This is a genomic window from Microcystis aeruginosa NIES-2549, assembly GCF_000981785.2.
Taxonomy (GTDB): Bacteria; Cyanobacteriota; Cyanobacteriia; order Cyanobacteriales; family Microcystaceae; genus Microcystis; species Microcystis aeruginosa_C.
The window spans coordinates 3736635-3755328 of the sequence record NZ_CP011304.1 but is presented as its reverse complement, the minus strand read 5'-3'; the positions used below and the strand labels follow the sequence as shown (position 1 = coordinate 3755328).

At 45.8% G+C, this 18694-nt stretch carries 19 protein-coding genes; 9 read left to right on the top strand and 10 right to left on the bottom strand.

Annotation, left to right across the window (positions count from 1 at the left end):
- Positions 1 to 75: 75 nt before the first annotated feature.
- From myaer_RS18475 to myaer_RS18465, 3 genes are all read right to left on the bottom strand, one after another.
- On the bottom strand, positions 76 to 1239 hold the full coding sequence (locus myaer_RS18475; RefSeq protein ID WP_046663152.1) for a GuaB3 family IMP dehydrogenase-related protein: 1164 nt from the start codon (positions 1237 to 1239) through the stop codon (positions 76 to 78).
- A gap of 82 nt (positions 1240 to 1321) precedes the next feature.
- A complete protein-coding gene (locus myaer_RS18470) occupies positions 1322 to 1558 on the bottom strand; it encodes a hypothetical protein (protein ID WP_043996943.1) in 237 nt (78 codons plus the stop codon).
- A 90-nt stretch (positions 1559 to 1648) separates the two neighbouring features.
- Complete coding sequence (locus myaer_RS18465; protein WP_046663151.1) at positions 1649 to 2338, bottom strand: lecithin retinol acyltransferase family protein; 690 nt, start codon at positions 2336 to 2338, stop codon at positions 1649 to 1651.
- Positions 2339 to 2639: 301 nt separating this feature from the next.
- Here myaer_RS18465 and myaer_RS18460 point away from each other — a divergent pair, with 301 nt between their 5' ends.
- Positions 2640 to 2873 carry a hypothetical protein gene (locus tag myaer_RS18460; RefSeq protein WP_002771307.1) on the top strand — a complete coding sequence of 78 codons (234 nt, stop codon included), beginning with the start codon at positions 2640 to 2642 and terminating at the stop codon, positions 2871 to 2873.
- Between the two features lie 22 nt (positions 2874 to 2895).
- Positions 2896 to 3390, top strand: a complete 495-nt coding sequence (locus tag myaer_RS18455) for a phosphoribosyltransferase (RefSeq protein ID WP_046663150.1) — start codon at positions 2896 to 2898, stop codon at positions 3388 to 3390.
- An 82-nt stretch (positions 3391 to 3472) separates the two neighbouring features.
- On the opposite strand, the gene cydB is transcribed toward myaer_RS18455, so the two are convergent.
- Entirely contained in the window at positions 3473 to 4486 is a 1014-nt protein-coding gene (gene cydB / locus myaer_RS18450; RefSeq protein ID WP_002792975.1) for a cytochrome d ubiquinol oxidase subunit II, read from the bottom strand.
- 8 nt (positions 4487 to 4494) lie between these two features.
- Positions 4495 to 5922: a cytochrome ubiquinol oxidase subunit I gene (locus myaer_RS18445; RefSeq protein WP_046663149.1), complete on the bottom strand. Its 1428-nt coding sequence runs from the start codon at positions 5920 to 5922 to the stop codon at positions 4495 to 4497.
- 232 nt (positions 5923 to 6154) lie between these two features.
- Here myaer_RS18445 and mnmG point away from each other — a divergent pair, with 232 nt between their 5' ends.
- The 4 genes from mnmG to myaer_RS18425 all read left to right on the top strand — a co-directional run bounded on the left by mnmG (position 6155) and on the right by myaer_RS18425 (position 10887).
- A complete protein-coding gene (mnmG, locus tag myaer_RS18440) occupies positions 6155 to 8062 on the top strand; it encodes a tRNA uridine-5-carboxymethylaminomethyl(34) synthesis enzyme MnmG (protein ID WP_046663148.1) in 1908 nt (635 codons plus the stop codon).
- A 526-nt stretch (positions 8063 to 8588) separates the two neighbouring features.
- Positions 8589 to 8786: a DUF751 family protein gene (locus tag myaer_RS18435; protein WP_002737592.1), complete on the top strand. Its 198-nt coding sequence runs from the start codon at positions 8589 to 8591 to the stop codon at positions 8784 to 8786.
- Between the two features lie 41 nt (positions 8787 to 8827).
- Positions 8828 to 9238, top strand: coding sequence for a 30S ribosome-binding factor RbfA (rbfA, locus tag myaer_RS18430; RefSeq protein ID WP_046663147.1), 411 nt, complete (start codon positions 8828 to 8830; stop codon positions 9236 to 9238).
- 68 nt (positions 9239 to 9306) lie between these two features.
- Entirely contained in the window at positions 9307 to 10887 is a 1581-nt protein-coding gene (locus myaer_RS18425; protein ID WP_071846494.1) for a glycoside hydrolase family 3 N-terminal domain-containing protein, read from the top strand.
- On the opposite strand, the gene myaer_RS18420 is transcribed toward myaer_RS18425, so the two are convergent.
- A complete protein-coding gene (locus myaer_RS18420) occupies positions 10884 to 12083 on the bottom strand; it encodes a lipid-A-disaccharide synthase-related protein (protein ID WP_046663146.1) in 1200 nt (399 codons plus the stop codon). The two genes, myaer_RS18425 and myaer_RS18420, sit on opposite strands and share 4 nt — an antisense overlap.
- A gap of 209 nt (positions 12084 to 12292) precedes the next feature.
- On the opposite strand from myaer_RS18420, the gene myaer_RS22385 reads away from it, so the two are divergent.
- The 3 genes from myaer_RS22385 to myaer_RS18410 all read left to right on the top strand — a co-directional run bounded on the left by myaer_RS22385 (position 12293) and on the right by myaer_RS18410 (position 14448).
- Positions 12293 to 12424, top strand: a complete 132-nt coding sequence (locus myaer_RS22385; protein ID WP_268807287.1) for a hypothetical protein — start codon at positions 12293 to 12295, stop codon at positions 12422 to 12424.
- A complete protein-coding gene (tsaE, locus tag myaer_RS18415) occupies positions 12421 to 12891 on the top strand; it encodes a tRNA (adenosine(37)-N6)-threonylcarbamoyltransferase complex ATPase subunit type 1 TsaE (RefSeq protein ID WP_046663145.1) in 471 nt (156 codons plus the stop codon). Before myaer_RS22385 ends, tsaE begins: the two co-directional genes overlap by 4 nt.
- Before the next feature lie 471 nt (positions 12892 to 13362).
- Entirely contained in the window at positions 13363 to 14448 is a 1086-nt protein-coding gene (locus myaer_RS18410) for a tRNA (guanine-N1)-methyltransferase (RefSeq protein ID WP_046663144.1), read from the top strand.
- 4 nt (positions 14449 to 14452) lie between these two features.
- On the opposite strand, the gene myaer_RS18405 is transcribed toward myaer_RS18410, so the two are convergent.
- The 4 genes from myaer_RS18405 to ftsY all read right to left on the bottom strand — a co-directional run bounded on the left by myaer_RS18405 (position 14453) and on the right by ftsY (position 18503).
- Entirely contained in the window at positions 14453 to 15736 is a 1284-nt protein-coding gene (locus myaer_RS18405; RefSeq protein ID WP_046663143.1) for a DUF3086 domain-containing protein, read from the bottom strand.
- Positions 15737 to 15817: 81 nt separating this feature from the next.
- A complete protein-coding gene (locus tag myaer_RS18400) occupies positions 15818 to 16234 on the bottom strand; it encodes a DUF3119 family protein (protein WP_002751775.1) in 417 nt (138 codons plus the stop codon).
- Between the two features lie 39 nt (positions 16235 to 16273).
- Positions 16274 to 17074, bottom strand: a complete 801-nt coding sequence (locus myaer_RS18395; RefSeq protein ID WP_046663142.1) for a metal ABC transporter ATP-binding protein — start codon at positions 17072 to 17074, stop codon at positions 16274 to 16276.
- Between the two features lie 94 nt (positions 17075 to 17168).
- A complete protein-coding gene (gene ftsY, locus myaer_RS18390; RefSeq protein WP_046663141.1) occupies positions 17169 to 18503 on the bottom strand; it encodes a signal recognition particle-docking protein FtsY in 1335 nt (444 codons plus the stop codon).
- Positions 18504 to 18694: the final 191 nt, after the last annotated feature.

Genomic DNA, 18694 nt, shown 5'->3' with positions numbered 1-18694 from the left:
CGGCAAAAATCGAACATTGCGCCGAGAAAATCGAAAACTCAACACTGATAACCGCTCACTGTTCACCGACAACTTTTATTTACCCATACCTAACTGCTGGGCCTTTTGATAGACTTTACCCTCCGTCAGCAGCGAAGGAGCAATCACCACTTCCACCTGTTGCATTTCCTTTAAGTTCTTAGCACCTAAAGTTCCCATACTGGTTTTCAGCGCCCCCAAGAGGTTATGAGTACCATCATCTAATTTTGCCGGTCCCACGAGGATTTCGGCAATAGTTCCGGTACTGCCCACACTAATCCTGGTTCCCCGGGGTAGAACTGGACTAGGTGTGGCCATACCCCAGTGAAAACCGCGGCCGGGGGCCTCCACGGAGCGGGCAATGGGAGAACCAATCATCACCGCGTCGGCGCCACAGGCGATACATTTGCAGATATCACCGCCGGTAATAATGCCGCCATCGGCAATAACGGGGACGTATTTACCGGTTTCTTGGAAAAAATCGTCCCTAGCAGCGGCACAATCGGCCACAGCAGTGGCTTGGGGAACTCCCACCCCTAAAACGCCGCGAGAAGTACAGGCAGCCCCGGGACCGATACCGACTAAAACCCCAGCTGCCCCGGTTTTCATCAGGTTAAGGGCGACTTCGTAGGTGACGCAGTTGCCCAAAACCACGGGAATGGGCATTTCTTGGCACAGTTGCACTAAATCGAGGGGGGTGATAGCTGCCGGGGATAAATGGGCAGTGGAAACGACGGTTGCTTGGACAAAGAGAATATCGGCCGCTGCTTGGGCAACGATAGCACCGTATTTGACGGCACCGGCAGGGGTGAGGCTAACTGCCGCAATACCGCCTTTTTCTTTAATTTCTTGGATACGAAGCTCGATTAGTTGCGGTTTAATCGGTTCTGCGTAGAGTTCCTGCATTAAACCGACGAATTCTGCTTTGCCGACCGCCGCAATGCGATCAAGAATCGGGTTAGGATCCTCGTAACGGGTTTGAATACCTTCGAGGTTTAGTACCCCTAGCGCCCCCAACTCGGAGAGAAGGACAGCCATTTTAGTATCCACCACGCCATCCATAGCGCTGGCGATAATCGGGATTTCCCGCTCGATATTGCCGAGAGACCAACGGGTATCGGCTAAACTGGGATCGAGGGTTCGCACTCCGGGTACAAGTGCGATTTCATCGATACCGTAAGCTCTACGGGCTGTTTTGCCCCGACCAATAATTGTATCCACGTTTCTATATTATTTCAGACCTATTTAGCCTAGACTAGCAAATTTCGCACCATCTCGAAAAGCTTTTCGGTATTATTGCTGACTAGGCATCGGGAAAATAATCGCCACAGTCGATCGCTTGTTCGGTGTTGGCGCTCCTGGGTTGTACACTACATTTGAGGCGATAATCGTTGGTAAAGTAGCGGCAGTGGGAGCAAGGGATGGAGTGCATCCGTCGGGCAACTTGCCAACTATCGCGCACGGCACTGGCTAAAGACCAGCAAACTAGAGCGATAATGGCAGCGGCGATTGAAAAACGTAAAATAATCCAGATTTCCATGGCGAGCAACTAAAATTACCTGATGTGGATGGGAATCAACCGAGGCAATCGACAGATGGTTAGATACTGAACAGTTTACTGACATCCAGACTAACCGTTAGCAATCACCAGACTTTTAAGAACATTTTCGGTCATGGCCGCTAGTTGATCCAATTGTTCCTGATGGCGTTTTGCCTGTTTTTTGGCTTCTACCTTGCGTTTCAGGGCTTCCCGGGCTAAATCATCGCGATTTCTGCTTAAAGCTTCGATCGCTACTCGATTCCATGTTTCTGCTTCTTGAATGGCTTTTTTGTACTGGGGGTGAATTTCATCCCAACTGAGCTTAAGACTGCTTAAAGCCCCTTTTAACAGGGTTTGGGCATTGTTGGGGTCGGCTCCGATAAGGGATTTTTTCAGAGGTTCGTAGAGTCCCACCGCTTGTAAATGGGTAATAATCGGGATAAATTCTTCTATCTGTTGACTTTTGCTAATACCGGTCTTACACCAAGTGGCAAAATGTTCGCAGTTGTTAAAAAGAAGATTATATTTCTGTTCCCCCAGACGACTTAGCGCCCTTTCTACCACCACATCGGGGATAAAGGAAAATCCCACCTCTACATAGCGCACCACATAGATTTTACCACCCCTAGCAAAGGTTTCTAGGGAAGTTCGTTCCACAATCTCGCTCGGTTTTCGGTAATGAATGACGCTACCATCACCGCAATCGATGCCATGATGGGCATAAACACCCCGAAGATTGAGCAATTCCCGATAGGCGTATATTTGATCCCCTTTAGCCATATTTTTTTAGTGATAGAGTAAACAAGGAGATTATCTATTGAGTCAGTTTTTCTGGGTATTAATTTTCGTTTTCATGAAAATATTCCCGATCGCGATTTGTCAAAACCTATGGTAGCATTTATCTTAATAGTGAGGTACAAAGTTTTCCTTTAGGGGAGTCGGTCGTCAATACCAAATTAGGTTACACTTCATTTCTATGGGAAACGCTGTAAAAATTATCGCAGCAGAAATTGAGAACTATAGCCTAAATACCAGCGATGGAAACCCCTTTTTGACTGTTAACCCCCTTAACCCAGAGATTATGGATGCTTTTAGTCCCTTTCCCCCTGACTGGACAGAGAATGCTGTTCACGCCTACAATTTTTGTTGTCCTTACTGTGGGGCAAAAGCTAAAGAAGCTCAGGCCGTTTGGATCAATCGCCGCGCACCCGTTTTAGGAGAAGATTCCCGTCGTAAATGGCAGGAATTCTATCATTGTCAATGCGATCGAGTTTGGTGGGCCTGGAGTAGTGATCGACCTGCGGAAAATAAGTAATTCTCAATCGGGAATCGAAAATATGGCCGATGTCTATGTTTCTTGGGATGAATACCATCGTCTGATCGAAAAATTAGCAGTAAAAATCGATCATTCTGGTTGGCAATTTGCTCAGATTGTCTGTTTAGCTAAGGGAGGATTGCGCGTCGGTGACATTCTCTGTCGTCTTTTTCGTCAACCCCTAGCCATTCTCTACGCTGCTTCCTACGGGGGGCAAAATCATCAAATTCGGGGAGAATTAACTATTTCCTCGAATTTAGCCATGATCGAGGCCCAATTAAAGAGTCCCTTGTTATTAGTGGATGATTTAGTCGATTCGGGAATCACCCTCCAAAAAACCTCGATTTTGTTACAGGAAAAATACGGGATTACCAATATCAAAACTGCGGTGATCTGGTACAAAGCGGCATCAAGAATCAAACCCGACTATTATGTGGAATATTACCCCGATAATCCTTGGATTCATCAACCCTTCGAGCGTTACGAGTTAATTACACCCAAAGACCTCCTAGAGTAAATTCAGTTTAGCATCAGAGGTAGAGAGTTTCCCTTTAAAAATCCCACCAAAGAAGATTCATATCTGAAATCGGCAACGTCCTCTATTCTCCGTAGGATTCAGCAGTAATTTTCCCCCGAAAAACGATGTAATTATAAACCGTATAGGCTAGTAAAATTGGGATTAAAAAACCCACAAAAGTCAGCATAAACACCAAAGAACTGGGAGCGGCCGCCGCTTGATAAATTGTCACGGACGGGGGAATAATATCGGGAAAAATCAACAATCCCAAACCGATAAAAGAGAGCATAAACAGCAATACTGTCCAGACCATCGGGGTGTTTTCTTCCTTTAGTTGCAAACTCCGCAGTAATAAACCCAGTAAGACCACAGCTAGAATCGGGATGAGGATAAAGATGTAAATTAGTCGAGGGTCAAATAAACGCTGACGGATATGGTCAGAAAGCAGCGGCGTACTGATGGTGATAAAGATAGCACCGATAAAAGTGGTAATAGCGGCAATTTTTGCCGTTTTATAGTGAACTTCCTGTAAATTACCCGTAGTTTTCAAAATTAGGTAAGTGGAACCCACTAAAACATAAGCTTGGATTAAAGTTAGAGACACTAGAATCGATCGCCATGTTAACCAATCAAAGGGGCCGCCGGCAAAATGACCCAATTCATCCACTTTAATGCCCTCAAAAACCGCACCGAGGGCGAATCCTTGCCCCAAAGCGGCCAAAAAACTGCCGAGTCCGAAGGCATAATTCCAGAACAACTTGCGACGAGAATGTTCACGAAACTCGAAGGAAACAGCCCGAAATAACAGCCCCACCACCATAATCACTGCTGGCAGGTATAAAGCGTTTAAAATTGTCCCGTAAGCTAGGGGAAACGCCCCAAACAGGGAACCACCCATCAAAACAATCCAAGTTTCGTTAGCATCCCAAACATTGCCCAAACTGGTCATTAAAATACTGCGACGCTTCTCGGAGGAGGAAGTCAGGGAAAGAATTCCCACCCCCAAGTCAAAACCATCGAGGAGGACGTAGAGAAACAGGAATAAACCCAGAATAAAAAACCAAATTTGTGGCAAAAAATACTGTAACGGTTCCATAGTTCCTCCTATTGTTGCGCTTCTAGGGAACGAGGATTTAGTTCTGGTGAGGTCACTGTTTCCTGTTGAGTCCCCGGCAGTGGTAAGTTAAGATTGGGTCCCTGACGGATAATAAGACTACCGAAATAGAGAGCAGAAACCAAGAAAACGACATAAATCGCCGTAATTCCGATTAAAGAAGTTAAAATCTCGCCTGCGGGCAGTTTAGAAGCAGCATCCACTGTCCGGATTTGATTGTAAACCGTCCAGGGTTGACGACCGACACAACGGACAATCCAACCGGTTTCAACCGCAAGATAACCCAGAGGGGCCGCAAAAACCCAAGCGCGCAGTAACCATTTTTGACTGTCGATTTTTTCGTTACTCAGTTGACCGCGCAGCCATTGCCCGACAGTTACAGTCATTAAAGAAGCAAGAAAAAGACCGATAGCGACCATAATCCGGAAGGAATAATAGATTAGCCCCACCATGTGCGGTCTGTCTTCGTATTTCCACGTTTTTAAGCCGAGAACAGGTTCCGATAACTTGGGTTTTAACTCCAAAAGATAACCCAAAGCATTAGGAATTTTCACTTCCCAGCTATTTGTCTCCGCTTTATCCTTGGGTAAAGCGACCAAACTCCAACCGGCAGTTTCTCCCGCAGGAATAGTTTCCCATTGCGCTTCCATGGCGGCTAATTTAGCCGGTTGATAGTGATACACTTGTTCGGCACTAAGATGACCGACAAAAATTTGCAAGGGAGCAATAACAATCGCTAGAGTAAGAACAATTTTGAGAGAACGACTAAAAAAGCTAATGTGACGTTTATTGAGCAAATACCAAGCACTAATCCCACCAATGACGAATAAAGAAGTTTCCAGAGTAGCGAAAAACATATGCAGGAAACTATTAACCATGAAGGGATTGAGAATCGCTTGTAGGTAATCCTGAACGATAAATTTACCATCCACGAAGATGCCACCGGCGGGGGTTTGCAGCCAAGAATTAGCGGTTAAAATCCAGAAAGTGGAAAGATTAGCCCCGAAAGCGACGAGAATTGTCGCTAGGAAGTGAATTAAAGGGGGAACTCGTCCCCAACCAAACAACATAATTCCTAGAAAACTAGCCTCTAGCATAAAGGCCATGGTTCCCTCGAAACCGAGGATAGTTCCGAAAAAGTCCCCCACCGCTTCCGAAAAAGGCGCCCAATTCATGCCAAACTGGAAGGCCATGGGTAAACCAGAAGCAACTCCAATGCCGAAATTGAGAATGTAGAGTTTTGCCCAGAAGCGAGCGTGATGATAGTAGTCAGGATTGCGGGTTTTTAGCCATAATCCTTCGACAATGACTAGATAAATGCCCATACCAGTGGTTAACACCGGCCAAAGCATATGGAAAATAGCGGTGACGGCAAATTGTATCCGCGACAAAGCGACGGGATTGGCAAGTAAATCCATGATTACAATCTTTAAACGATCGTGAAGATATGATAAGCACCTATAATACTTAGCCAGTAATGCCCTGAAAAGGCAAGGGTAAATAGGGATTATACAGATTGTTTTTAGATTTATGCGATCGCTTTGGTGTTAGTCAATGACTTAGTTAGTATTCTTGTATTATATTGGGGGGAAAACTCAGAAAAATTGCTAGAATATTAGCCTGATTAATTAATTTTCCCCTCGATCGAGTATGACTTTCTCCTCAGCCGCAGACTTTCAAGACGAATTTGATGTCATCGTCGTCGGGGCGGGCCATTCCGGCTGTGAAGCGGCCCTAGCTTGCGCCCGTCTCGGTTGTCGTACCCTTCTCCTCACCCTTAATCTCGATAAAATCGCTTGGCAACCCTGTAACCCCGCCGTCGGTGGTCCGGCTAAATCCCAATTAACCCACGAAGTGGACGCTTTAGGCGGCGAAATTGGCAAAATGGCCGACCGCACCTATCTGCAAAAACGGGTTCTTAATGCCTCTCGCGGGCCGGCAGTCTGGGCCCTACGGGCCCAAACCGATAAACGGGAATACGCGGCGGTGATGAAAGGTATCGTCGAAACCCAAACCAATCTCGTTATTCGGGAAGGCATGGCCACAGACCTGATTTTAGGGGCAAATGAGCAAGTTTTAGGGGTAGAAACCTATTTCGGCACTTGTTTCGCCGCTAAAGCCGTCATTTTAACCACTGGCACTTTTTTAGGCGGCAAAATCTGGATCGGCGGCAAATCCATGGCAGCTGGACGGGCGGGCGAATTTGCGGCGGTGGGTTTAACAGAAACCCTAAATCGTCTCGGATTCGAGACCGGTCGCCTAAAAACTGGCACTCCTGCCCGTGTGGATAAGCGTTCGGTGGATTACTCCCGTATGGAACCGCAACCGCCCGATGACGAGGTGCGTTGGTTTAGTTTTGATCCGGAGGTGTGGATCGAACGAGAACAAATGAACTGTCATCTCACCCGCACCACGGCGGCAACTCATCAATTAATCAGAGATAATTTACATTTATCCCCCATTTATGGCGGTTTTATTGACTCCAAAGGGCCGCGTTATTGTCCTAGTATTGAGGATAAAATCGTCCGTTTTGCCGATAAAGAAAGTCATCAAATTTTTATTGAACCGGAAGGGCGCGATATTCCCGAACTTTATATCCAAGGCTTTTCAACGGGACTGCCGGAAAATGTTCAATTAGCAATGCTGCGGACTTTACCCGGTTTAGAAAACTGTGTGATGTTGCGTGCTGCCTATGCAGTGGAATACGATTATTTACCGGCAACTCAGTGTTATCCAACCCTGATGACGAAGAAGATTGAGGGGTTATTTTGTGCGGGACAAATTAACGGGACAACCGGTTATGAAGAAGCGGCAGCCCAAGGACTGGTGGCGGGGATTAATGCGGCCCGGTTTGCTTTGGGAAAAGAGTTAATTGTTTTTCCCCGGGAGGAAAGTTATCTAGGAACTTTGGTCGATGATTTGTGTACCAAAGATTTGCGCGAACCCTATCGAATGTTAACCAGTCGTTCCGAATATCGCTTAGTATTGCGATCGGATAATGCCGATCAAAGATTAACACCTTTAGGGCGAGAAATTGGTTTAATTGATAACCGGCGTTGGCAATTATTCCAGAGCAAACAAGCTAATATTATCGCTGAAAAAGAACGCCTACACGAAACCAGAATTAAAGAACGGGATCAGGTGGCAATTGCCATCGTTAAGGATACGGAACAAAAAATCAAAGGTTCTCTCTCTTTAGCGGATTTACTGCGTCGTCCTAGCTTGCATTATCTCGATCTTGATCGTTATGGTTTAGGTAATCCCGATATAAATTTAGCCGAAAGAGAAGGGGTAGAAATTGAAATTAAATATTCCGGTTATCTGAAACGACAACAAAATCAAATTGACCAAATTAGTCGCCACAGTAACCGTCATTTATCCCCCGATATTGACTACATGAAAATTGAAACTTTGTCAATGGAATCGCGGGAAAAATTAACAAAAATTAAACCCGCCACCATCGGTCAAGCCTCGCGAATTGGCGGAGTCAATCCCGCCGATATTAACGCTTTATTAGTGTATCTAGAAATGCGGCAGATGTCGGCAGTTAAAAGTTAGGAAATAATTCTGATTATCAGCGATCAAGATGGGTGCATTTCATCTTTGTGACTCTCTCCCACTTATGGTGATCAGCAGAAGCTATTATATTATCTCCCAATGGTAGGGGCGCATCGTGGTCAGTGAGTTTATCGAACTGCCTGCGCCCAAAATATAATATAGATATTTCTCCAAAATTGAGATGCACCCCACTTCATCTTGATGAGAAACGCTGTAAATTATGGAGAGAGCTGCTAAATCAGACGAGAGGAATTTGTGTGATTGGTAAAATTGGCAATGCTGGGACAATAATGACGAATCCGAATAACTTAATCTCTCTCCAGAAGTGTCTCTAAAAGGGGAAAGAGTGAGTAAAATCAACAAAAAACAGTAAAAAAGACAAATTTATTTCTCTCTAGTTAGATAGCTGCACTACTAGACAGTACAAAAGTCTATGGTTCTGTTAAAGTCCCGTTAATCGGGCGGGGTGGCAGCATCGAAGCTTACTGCTATAATTACTTACGGACAAAGATAATAAATAAAATTTATGGGCGACTTTTTTGATAACGTGAGCCGTTACCCCCGCTATCTGATTAGCTTTAGTTTAGGGATTTTCTTCGCCTTTTTCGGCTGGTTGGCCCCTTTATTAAAAAATCCCCTCACAGCGATCGCACTTGTGGGCTTTCTGGGGGGAACTTTCGCCTTTCTTTATTTCACCCTCAAAGCCATGCTCGGATTAGCTTGATACAATGGTAAAGGTTTCGCTGTTTTTAGGGGACGAAAATTATGGCCAATGATCGTCGAGTATCTCGCGTGTCCTCGCTAATTAAGCGCGAGGTCAGCCAAATGTTATTAATGGAAATTAAAGATGATCGCGTCGGTGCCGGTATGGTGAGCGTTACCGATGTGGATCTCTCCCACGACCTGCAACACGCTAGGATTTTTGTGTCTATCTACGGCAACAAAGATGCAAAGGCCGAAACTATGGCCGGTTTAAAAGCGGCCGCGGGATTCGTCCGGCGTGAACTCGGTCAACGCATCCGTCTGAGACGTACCCCCGAAGTGGTCTTCCTAGAAGATTCTTCCCTCGAACGCGGCGATCGAATGTTACACCTTCTTGATCATATTAAAAGCGATCGACCCCCAGAAGATGACGATTCCGCTATCAGTGACCAGTTATCAGTAGAGGATAACTAAATTTAGGCAAAACTGGCAACTTAAAACTTAAACCTGATAACTGATAACTGATAACTGATAACTGAATAGTGAGCGATCGCATTTTATCCCTAAAAGAACGTATTGGTCAGATGATAGTAGTCCGCGCTTCCGGCTATCTCTTTGACCAACAAATCCGCTATCCTGTCTGGGAACCCGTCAACGCCACCCTGAAACATTGGTTAGAAACCCTCCACCTCGGTGGGGTAATTCTCTTAGGAGGCAGCGCCGCCGAAATCGCTCTCCGCAGCCAACAATTACAAAGTTGGTCCGGCGATAATCCTCTCCTCATTGCTGCCGATATCGAGGAGGGAGTCGGCCAAAGGTTTTCTGGCGCTACTTGGTTTCCCCCCCCGATGGCTTTAGGAAAAATAGCCGAAAAAAGCTTGACAAAAGCCACAGAATATGCTAGGGAAATGGGAGCAATTACCGCTAAGGAAGCCCTAGCGATCGGGATTAACTGGATTTTAGCCCCAATTGTCGATGTGAACAATAATCCCGACAATCCCGTTATCAATATTCGTTCCTTCGCTGAAACTCCCGAAATCGTCGCTAATCTAGCTCAAGCTTTTATTTTAGGGGCCGATTCCTATCCAGTTTTGACCACGGCCAAACATTTTCCCGGCCACGGTGACACCAGCAATGACTCCCATCTTGATCTTCCCATCATCAACCACGATCATCATCGCCTAGAAGCGATCGAATTGCCGCCCTTTCAAGCAGCGATCGAGTCAGGGGTTGATAGTATTATGTCAGGCCATCTGTTAATTCCCGCTTGGGATGCCGAATTTCCCGCCACTCTTTCCTCGAAAATTCTCGGGGAAAAACTGCGCCAAAATCTCGGTTTTCAGGGTTTAATCGTCACCGATGCCCTGATTATGGGAGGAGTAACCAAAATTGCCAGCGCTGCCGCCCTAGCAGTGAGGGCGGTACAGGCGGGGGCCGATATACTGTTAATGCCACCCGATCCGATCGAAGCGATCGAAGCGGTGTATAGTGCCGTGCAAGCGGGTACAATTAGCGAAGCGAGAATTAATGATTCTTGGCAACGTATTCAACGAGCAAAAGAGAAATTGGGGCAAAGACAGCCATCCTTAGAATCCTTAAGCAGTTTAGCGGCACCGCAGGCTCTAGAGATTGTCAGGGATATTTTAAAAGATTCCCAAACAGTTAGCGGTAATTTACCCATTAAAGCCACTCAAGGCCGCAATTTAATCATTATCGATGATTTGCTCAACTGTGACTTTCTCGATCGCTCTTGTCCGGCGGTGACAATTCCCCGACAATGGGGTTATCAAACCCAAATAATCGACCGTAGCACCTTTAATCAGTCCCTCGTCTCCCCAGAAACGACTCTCCTACAAGTATTTATCCGTGGTAATCCTTTTCGGGGTAGTGCCGGATTAGGGGAGGAAACGAAAGCTATTTATCAAGCTTTGCTGAAAACCGGACAGATTCAAGCATTGATTGTTTATGGTAGTCCCTACGTTTTCCAGTGGTTTCGTCAACAAAGCGGAGACATTCCCTATCTTTTCAGCTACGGACAACAACCAAGCGCCCAAAAAATCGCCCTAGAAACTATTTTTGAGGGGCCCACTAGCGGCGAAAATCAGACCGATACTTTCGTTTAAGGGCAAAAATTGCCTAGTAACCATTGGGCAATGCGATCGGAGGCCCCGGCTGCCCCCATTCTCTGACGACCATTAAAGGCGATTTCTTGCCACTTTGGGGGATTTTGTAATAAATATTCTAACTTGTCTGCCACTGACTCGGCACTATCGCCCAAGAGAATTGAACAGCCTAATAAACGCTGTTGCAGTTTGGCAAAATGAGCAGTAAACTGTGGTCCAGATCCCGCAATTGTGATCGCCGGTTTACCCAAACCGACGAACTGTTCCGTGGCAGTTCCCGCCATGGCGATCGCTAAATGGCAACGGCCTAAATATTCGGCGTAATCCCTTTGAGAAATAGTTATAAATACCTCTTGACAAATAAACTTATTTGTGCTATGTTCTCGCCAACCCTGGGAAGTTAAAGCAGCCGTAAAAGATTCCGGGGGGAGAGAAGGAGCGATCGCTGCCAAAAATTCCAGCTTATAATCGGGAAAACGTCCAATCATGGCCGCCACAGCTGCGAGAATTTTCTGCCAATTGTGGAGAGATTCGGGAAAGCGCGAACCGGGTAGCAGCAGAATATTTAGGCAATCTTGGGGAAAATCGCCCGTTATCGAGGGTAAAAGGTCATCCATCATCGGATTACCCCCATCGACAACGGGAATTGACCACTGTTGTAAAATTTTGCTAGTTAAACTATCCCGGGGAAAAACCCCCCGACAGCGAGGATGAGCCATTAACCAGCGTTCCCAGGGATAATAGTAGGAACCCCAGAGGCGATCGATCATCGAGCTACTATCTAACCATCCCTGCTCATCCCGGAGATAGTATTCTGATTTAGCCGTTCCCACAAAAGCATAATCTGTCTCGCTCAACCAAGCAAGGGCAAGGGGTAAGATATCTCCCACCGCGACAATTTTTCCCCCTTCTTGGCCCCAATTTCTGACCAGACGGTATTGACGGGAGGTTAATCCTAATAATCCCTCCCGTAGATCTCGCCATAATTGTTTGACATCCCTAGTTATAAAACCCCCAGAGGGCATTTTTTGACCTCGATCGAGAAGGGGAATCCCCAGACGAGTATAAGCATAACCGTTACCCACTAGGGGTAAAGCAGTAATATCCGGACAGTGGGGAGATGATTGCAGTCTTTTAATAATCCGGATCGCGATCTCATCTTCACCGTGGCCATTACTCAAAAATAATAATTTCACTGTTCCCCTTAACTTCTGGCTTAAAGTCCTAAACTTCGGTTGTTTTATTCCCTTCGACCCTAGACAATGCTGATGGTTAGGGAACAATCAATTTTATAAAAGCAGTTAACCAACTCCCATTTAGTCTAATCTACCGGAAGGTTTCGCCGATCGCTTGTCTCTGTCTTGATGGCGACTATTTGACCAAAGGCAAGACTAAGAGATAAGAGATGAGTTTAACTGCTTCTATTTTTCTCGATCATAAAGACCAGATTGAGTCTCCCAGAGCCAAAAAGCAGAAACCCGCTCTGATCGCTATATTAGAATCAGTGGTTAATTGGCATCCTAACGGGAAAAAATGATTATCGACTTGCCTGATCGAGAAGCTACTGTCAATGTAGGGAAAAAACTGGGGCAAACCCTGGCCCCCGGCAGTGTAATTTTATTAAAAGGCGATTTGGGAGCGGGAAAAACTACCTTAGTACAGGGAATTGGCTTAGGATTGGGCATTCAAGAGCCGATAGCTAGTCCTACCTTCACCCTCGTTAACGAATATAGCGAAGGCCGCCTTCCTTTGTATCATTTGGATTTGTATCGTTTGCAGGGTCAAGATATCGAGGCGCTGTACCTAGAAAATTATTGGCAGGGAATCGAGGTGGATTTAGGGATAGTGGCGATCGAATGGTCAGAACGTTTAACTTTTTTGCCGGAAAATTATCTAGAGATTACTTTACTCGATCGAGGTGAGCAGGGACGACGAGCGCTGCTCAATTTTGTCGGTGGGGAGGAAAAAAATAGCGACCCCACAGGAATCGCTATCGGCACTTGACTCTTTAAGCAATCAAACTTTAGCGGTAACTCTCCGCATCTAAGGTTGAAACATTTTACTTTCAGGTTATCTCCCATCAAATCGGATTAAACTGCTATAAGATGTAAAAAATAAGGGACCTGCGCTTTGATAATGTACCTTTTGGGCGAACGCAGTTCGCCCATACATTGTGGACAAAATCCGTTACTGTAGGGGCGCAAAGCTTGCGCCCTCCGATCGATTGGGATATTATTCCCACGCAAGTCCCTAACTATTTTTTCACCTTTAATTTGCCCTTCCCACGGAGAAAATATCAGCTTTTCAGAGATATAATACTAAAAAAATCGGCAATTTTTGCTAATTTCACACTATCTTTAGATTTATCCTCTATCTTGATGTCTGATCGGTTTTGGCAGTGGTTGACCCTTTCCTCTCCTAGGGAATCGTGGAAAGAAAAAAAGTAGCGATCGAGTGCTAATTATGAGATGAGCGATGCAGGAAGAAAAAGCGATATTTAATATCAACAATACTTTTTATCGACCGGAGAGTAAAATCGTCCGAGATTTAGGAGTTTTAGGGGCGGCAATTGCCCAAAAAGAGCGGGGAAGTTTGCGGGTTTTAGAGGTAATGAGCGGCTCTGGTGTGCGAGCGCTCAGGTATTGGTTAGAAAGTGGTGCGGATTGGCTGTGGGTTAATGATGGGAATCCAGAAATTAAGCCAACTTTAGCCGCTAATTTAGAGAGTTTATTACAACAAAAACAAGGGAAAATAACCTATAAATCTGCTCAAGAAGTTCTCCTAGAATGTTATCTTGAAAAAGACCATTATGATCTAGTTGATATTGATGCTTTTGGTTCCCCTGCATCTCTGTTTAGTGCTATTCCTTTAGCCACTAAAATCGGTGGTTTAATTTATCTGACTAATACCGATGGACGAACGCTGACGGGTCATAATCTAGAAAATAGTTTAGCTGATTATGGAGCATCTGCTCGCAATCATCCGGCTGCCCACGAACAGGGATTAAGATTAATTATCGCCGGTTTGCAATTAGAATCGGCCCGGTTAGGTTTAGGAATTACGCCGATTTTTTCCTTCTTTTTTGGTCAAAGTTATCGGGTGATGGTGCGGTTAACAGCTAATAGACAATTAAATAGTCATAACTACGGTTTTCTCGGTTATTGTCATAGCTGCGGGGAATATCAATCAGTGCCTTGGCCGAAGTTAGGCAAGATAGTTTGTTCTGGGGACGGGCAACCTTTAACCTTAACCGGACCCTTGTGGTTAGGCAGTTTACACGATCGCTTTTATCTAGAAAAAATGGCAGATTTAGCCGAACAATGGCAGTGGAAAAAGGTAGTCAAATTGTTAGAAATAATGAGGGAAGAAAACGATTTTCCTCCCTATTTTTATAGCTTTCGGGAAATTGGGAGAAGGGGCAAATTAGATCTACCCAAAAGGGAAGATTTAATTGCGGCTCTCTTAGAACAAGGTTATCGAGCCGCTGCCACCCATATTAACCCGCAAGCGGTGAAAACTAACGCTTCTTTAGCCCAATGTATCGCAATACTCAAGGACTAATTAGTTAATACCAATAACTAGAAGTTTGTTGGGGTTCAGGGGCAAAAGCTAACCAGTAGGGGAATTGTAAAAGAGCGAAATTCAGCCGTTCTTCGGTATCATCGATGATAATGAGCGGTGAATACTTATCGTCGATTAAACGTTCCGCTTTTTGAATTAAAGCTTCGGGAGACTCAAAGAGAACGATGCCGCGGTCCGGTCCAAAATCGGCGCGGGAAATGCCGAGACAATCTTGGAGACCGCGTCGCCATTCGCCTAAACGTTCGGGACTATTAGCCAGAACGAGAGAACGGAAGCGATCGCCCTGTAATTCCGCCATAATCGAGATAATTGCCGAAGCCACCAGAATATTCTGGAGACGGCTGCCCATACCGCGAACCGTACCCCGGCCCCCCTGTTTAAAGAACCACTGTTGCACCCGTTCAGCGTGAATTGGTTCAAAAGTGCGCCGTAATTGCCAAGGCGGACCGTAATAGTCAGGGCGACTGCGATAACGGTCTAAAAGAGTTTGTATGCGCTGATTTTGGTCAGAAAAGCCCTGTCTAGGGGTGGATTGTCCCACCGGTTCCGATTCATAACCCGAACGGTTAGAGCGACGGGGTTCTTGCCAATTATCCCGGCCCTGGTTACTGGTACGGGGGGGACGGGGACTTTCTTCGCGATAATCCCGGCCTTGACTGCCACGGGATGGACGCGGGGTTTCCTCCCGTTCGGTCCGCAGGGGAGGTTCCACGGAGCGGGGGGATTTTTCGGGGGTTTCAAAACGGGGTAATTCCAACTGTTCGGCAGCCGCGGCCAAATCCTGTAAACTGCCCACCAGATAGTCTTTAAATCCCTGAACCCGCACGGCTAGATCCTGGGAGACTCCGGCGAAATTACTCCGCATTTCCTGCCGAATGCGCTCACGACGGCGTTCTAACTGTTCGATCGCCAATTCTAAAGCCTGTTTGCGTTGTTCTAGGTCTTTTACGCCTTCCTTGAGCATTCTTTCGATTTGAGCTTTGATATCCCCTAGTTCCTCGGCGATCAAGCGTTCTCTTTCCGCTTTTAACGCCGAGATTTCTGCCGCTAGGCTCTGTTTTTGCCGTTCTAGAGCCTCGATTTCTGCTCGTAGGGGTTCCGCCTGCGCTGCGGGAACTAATTCGCCTTCGGGGGCGGTTTCCGATGGCAGGGGATTCTCTACCTGGCGATCGTTCCAGAGATCATCAAAACTAAATTCTTCGACAGATTCATTGGGTAAGTCTGTCATTTTGTCAAGGGGTAAAACATTAAAATCTTCTGAATTCATCGGCTTTAGAAATGCAGAGCGAACAGAGGGCCAAGGCAGGCAATTAAGAAGCTATTAGCCAAATCTAATTTTATCTCAATCTTAGTTCGCTTCTGAGTCGATCGCTTGCGATGCTGCTAAAGGATAGTATTTTTCGAGGCACAGTCTCAGGGTTGCGCTGTCAAAGATAATGGGCAAAAAATGAATGCTGTTAATTTCTTTGAAATAAAATAGGATCGGGACTTTATTCCAGAAAATCCGCCAATTTTGCCATTCTTGGTAGGGAAAGGAGCGAATTTGTTGCCCAGACAGATAGACATCTAAGGAAGTGGGGGTAAACTGGAGACGAATGCGGGTAGTCTGGAACATCAAGAATAGCCCCAACAGGGAGAAAATTATTCCGAGCCAGACCTGCAAAAAGAGTAAAGGCAGCGATAAAATTACCAAAAACAGGGGAATTCGATAGTTAGGAGCCAGTTCGATCGTTCCTGTTACTTCTTGCGGGGAAATAGTTGTCATTGGTGTCCCTATCGGCAGTCAGCCAAAATATCTTCGCTTCTAGTTTATCGCATTGTTTTTCGAGAAGCGATCGAGATAATCGAGACTCGATCGGGGATGATCTGGTAGTGTCATGGCATCGTAGAAGGAGACTTTACCCCCGTAGGCACGCCGGAGATTAAAATCAGTTAAGACCTTGGAGCGTTGATCGGCGAGGATCAATTCTTTATTTAAGAGGATTAAATCAGTAAAATGGGTGATAGATTCGCCTAAATCATGATTAACCACCAGGACAATTTTATTTTCTTGGGCTAACTCACCAAAGATATTAAAAAGAATCCCCTCGGTTTTTTGATCTACCCCAACGAAAGGTTCATCAAAACAGAAAATCTCCGCTTCTTGGGCCAAAGATCTGGCTAAAAAGACTCTTTGCTGTTGTCCTCCCGACAACTGACCGAGGGGACGATGGCGTAAATCAGCCATTTCCACCCGTTCTAGGGCATTTAAAGCCTGTTGACGACTAATATGGGAAAAAGGACGAAACCAACCCGTTTTTCTGACTCTCCCCATCATCACCACATCCCAAGCGGTGACGGGATAGGTCCAGTCGATTTGAGATCTTTGGGGAACATAAGCGACTTTATCCAGTTGTTGCTGTAGAGATTGCCCTTGATAGTTAACGCTTCCCTGTTGTACGCGAATTAATCCTAGCATGGCTTTGATCAGGGTACTTTTACCCGCGCCGTTGGGACCGATAATACCGGTTAATCGTCCTGGATGAATTTTCAGGGTGATATCCCGTAGGGCTTCCACGCCGCGATAATATACTCCTAGATGACTAACTGTAATTGTCCTTTGCATAGTTTTTACCCCGAGTCTCCAGTTCTAGCATAACTAAAAATGAGACAATTATGAAGCAACCATGAAAAGATTATGAAAGATAGCCGGGGTGAGATCAATCGCCACTCAGTAAAGCTTCCACGAATTCGTAACTGGAAAAGGGCCGCAGATCCTCGATTCCTTCCCCGGCGCCGACAAAGCGAATCGGGAGGTTAAGCTGACGCGCTACGGCAAGGGCGACACCCCCTTTAGCTGTACCATCGATTTTAGTCAGGATCACGCCGCTTAATTGGGCAGCTTCCGAGAAAACTTCTGCTTGTCGCAGCCCGTTTTGTCCTAAAGTGGCATCGAGAACTAGAAGGGATTCCACCACGGCACTCTCGGCTTTTTTGTCGATAATGCGGCGAATTTTGCTTAATTCTGCCATTAAGTTCTTTTTATTCTGCAATCTTCCCGCCGTATCCACTAAGAGTAATTCTACCTCCCTGGATTTAGCGGCTTCGATGCCATCGTACACCACGGCGGCTGGGTCGGTATTTTTGCCCGGGTTGGCAATTACTTCGACTTGCGATCGCTCTCCCCAAACTTTCACCTGTTCCACGGCAGCAGCGCGAAAGGTGTCGGCAGCGGCGATTATACAACTATAGCCAGATTGTTTAGATAAATGAGCTAATTTGCCGATAGTCGTCGTTTTACCGACTCCGTTAACTCCTGTGAGCATCCAGATATTTAATTTACCTTTTTCTGGCTCAAAACCGGGGTTGCTATAATTGGCTAAAGGTGCATCTAAAATCTCGCGGATAATTTCTTTGAGATATTCGATCGCTTTTTCGGGGGGCAGAGCTTCCTGTTTTAGCTTATTTTGGAGGGTAGTGATAATATAATCGGTGGCATCTACCCCCACATCGGCCTGAAGCAATAAAGCTTCGATTTCCTCCACTGCATCTTGATTGAGGGGACCCTGACCGACCACGGCCTTAAGCTGATTGACCAAGCTGCGACGCGTTTTGCCTAAACCCTGACGCAATTTTTTTAACCAGGTGATTTCTTCTTCGGAAACGTCCTCTGCTTGTCGTCCCTGATTGGCTAAAACTTTGGCCGACCAGATAAAATCCTCATCTGGTTCTGTGGGGGTTTCGATGGCGGTTTCTTTGAGAATTTCGAGGCGATCGGATTTTTTCAGCCATGCGGGGGTATTATCCTCGGTTTCTTCTTCTTTAACTGGTTCTTCCTCTTGCGGAGGTTCTGTTTCAGCAATAGATGTTTCAGGGGTTTCGCTCACGACGGCCTCGGCCGTGGCTTTTTTCTCTTGAATATTTTTAAAGGCTTTTTTGGCCCAATCTAAATACTCTTCCTGACTGGTTGCCTCGCTGGCGGTTTCCTCTACGGGTGCGGGGGGTGCTTGTTCTTGTTCGGGTTGGACTTTCTGACGACGGAACCAGTTAAACATAGGAGAAACTAAACATAAAACTATTTATCTAGTTTATCTTAACCCTTGGCGTGAGCAATTTTGATAGTTAGATTTTTAATTGTGGATTTCTCAGCATTTTTTGCCGGAGATTAAGGAAAAAATATAATCCGAGCCACTCAATTGATAACCTTCCTCAAGGATAACTTTGTCTCTTTTTAGAGAAATGCTGT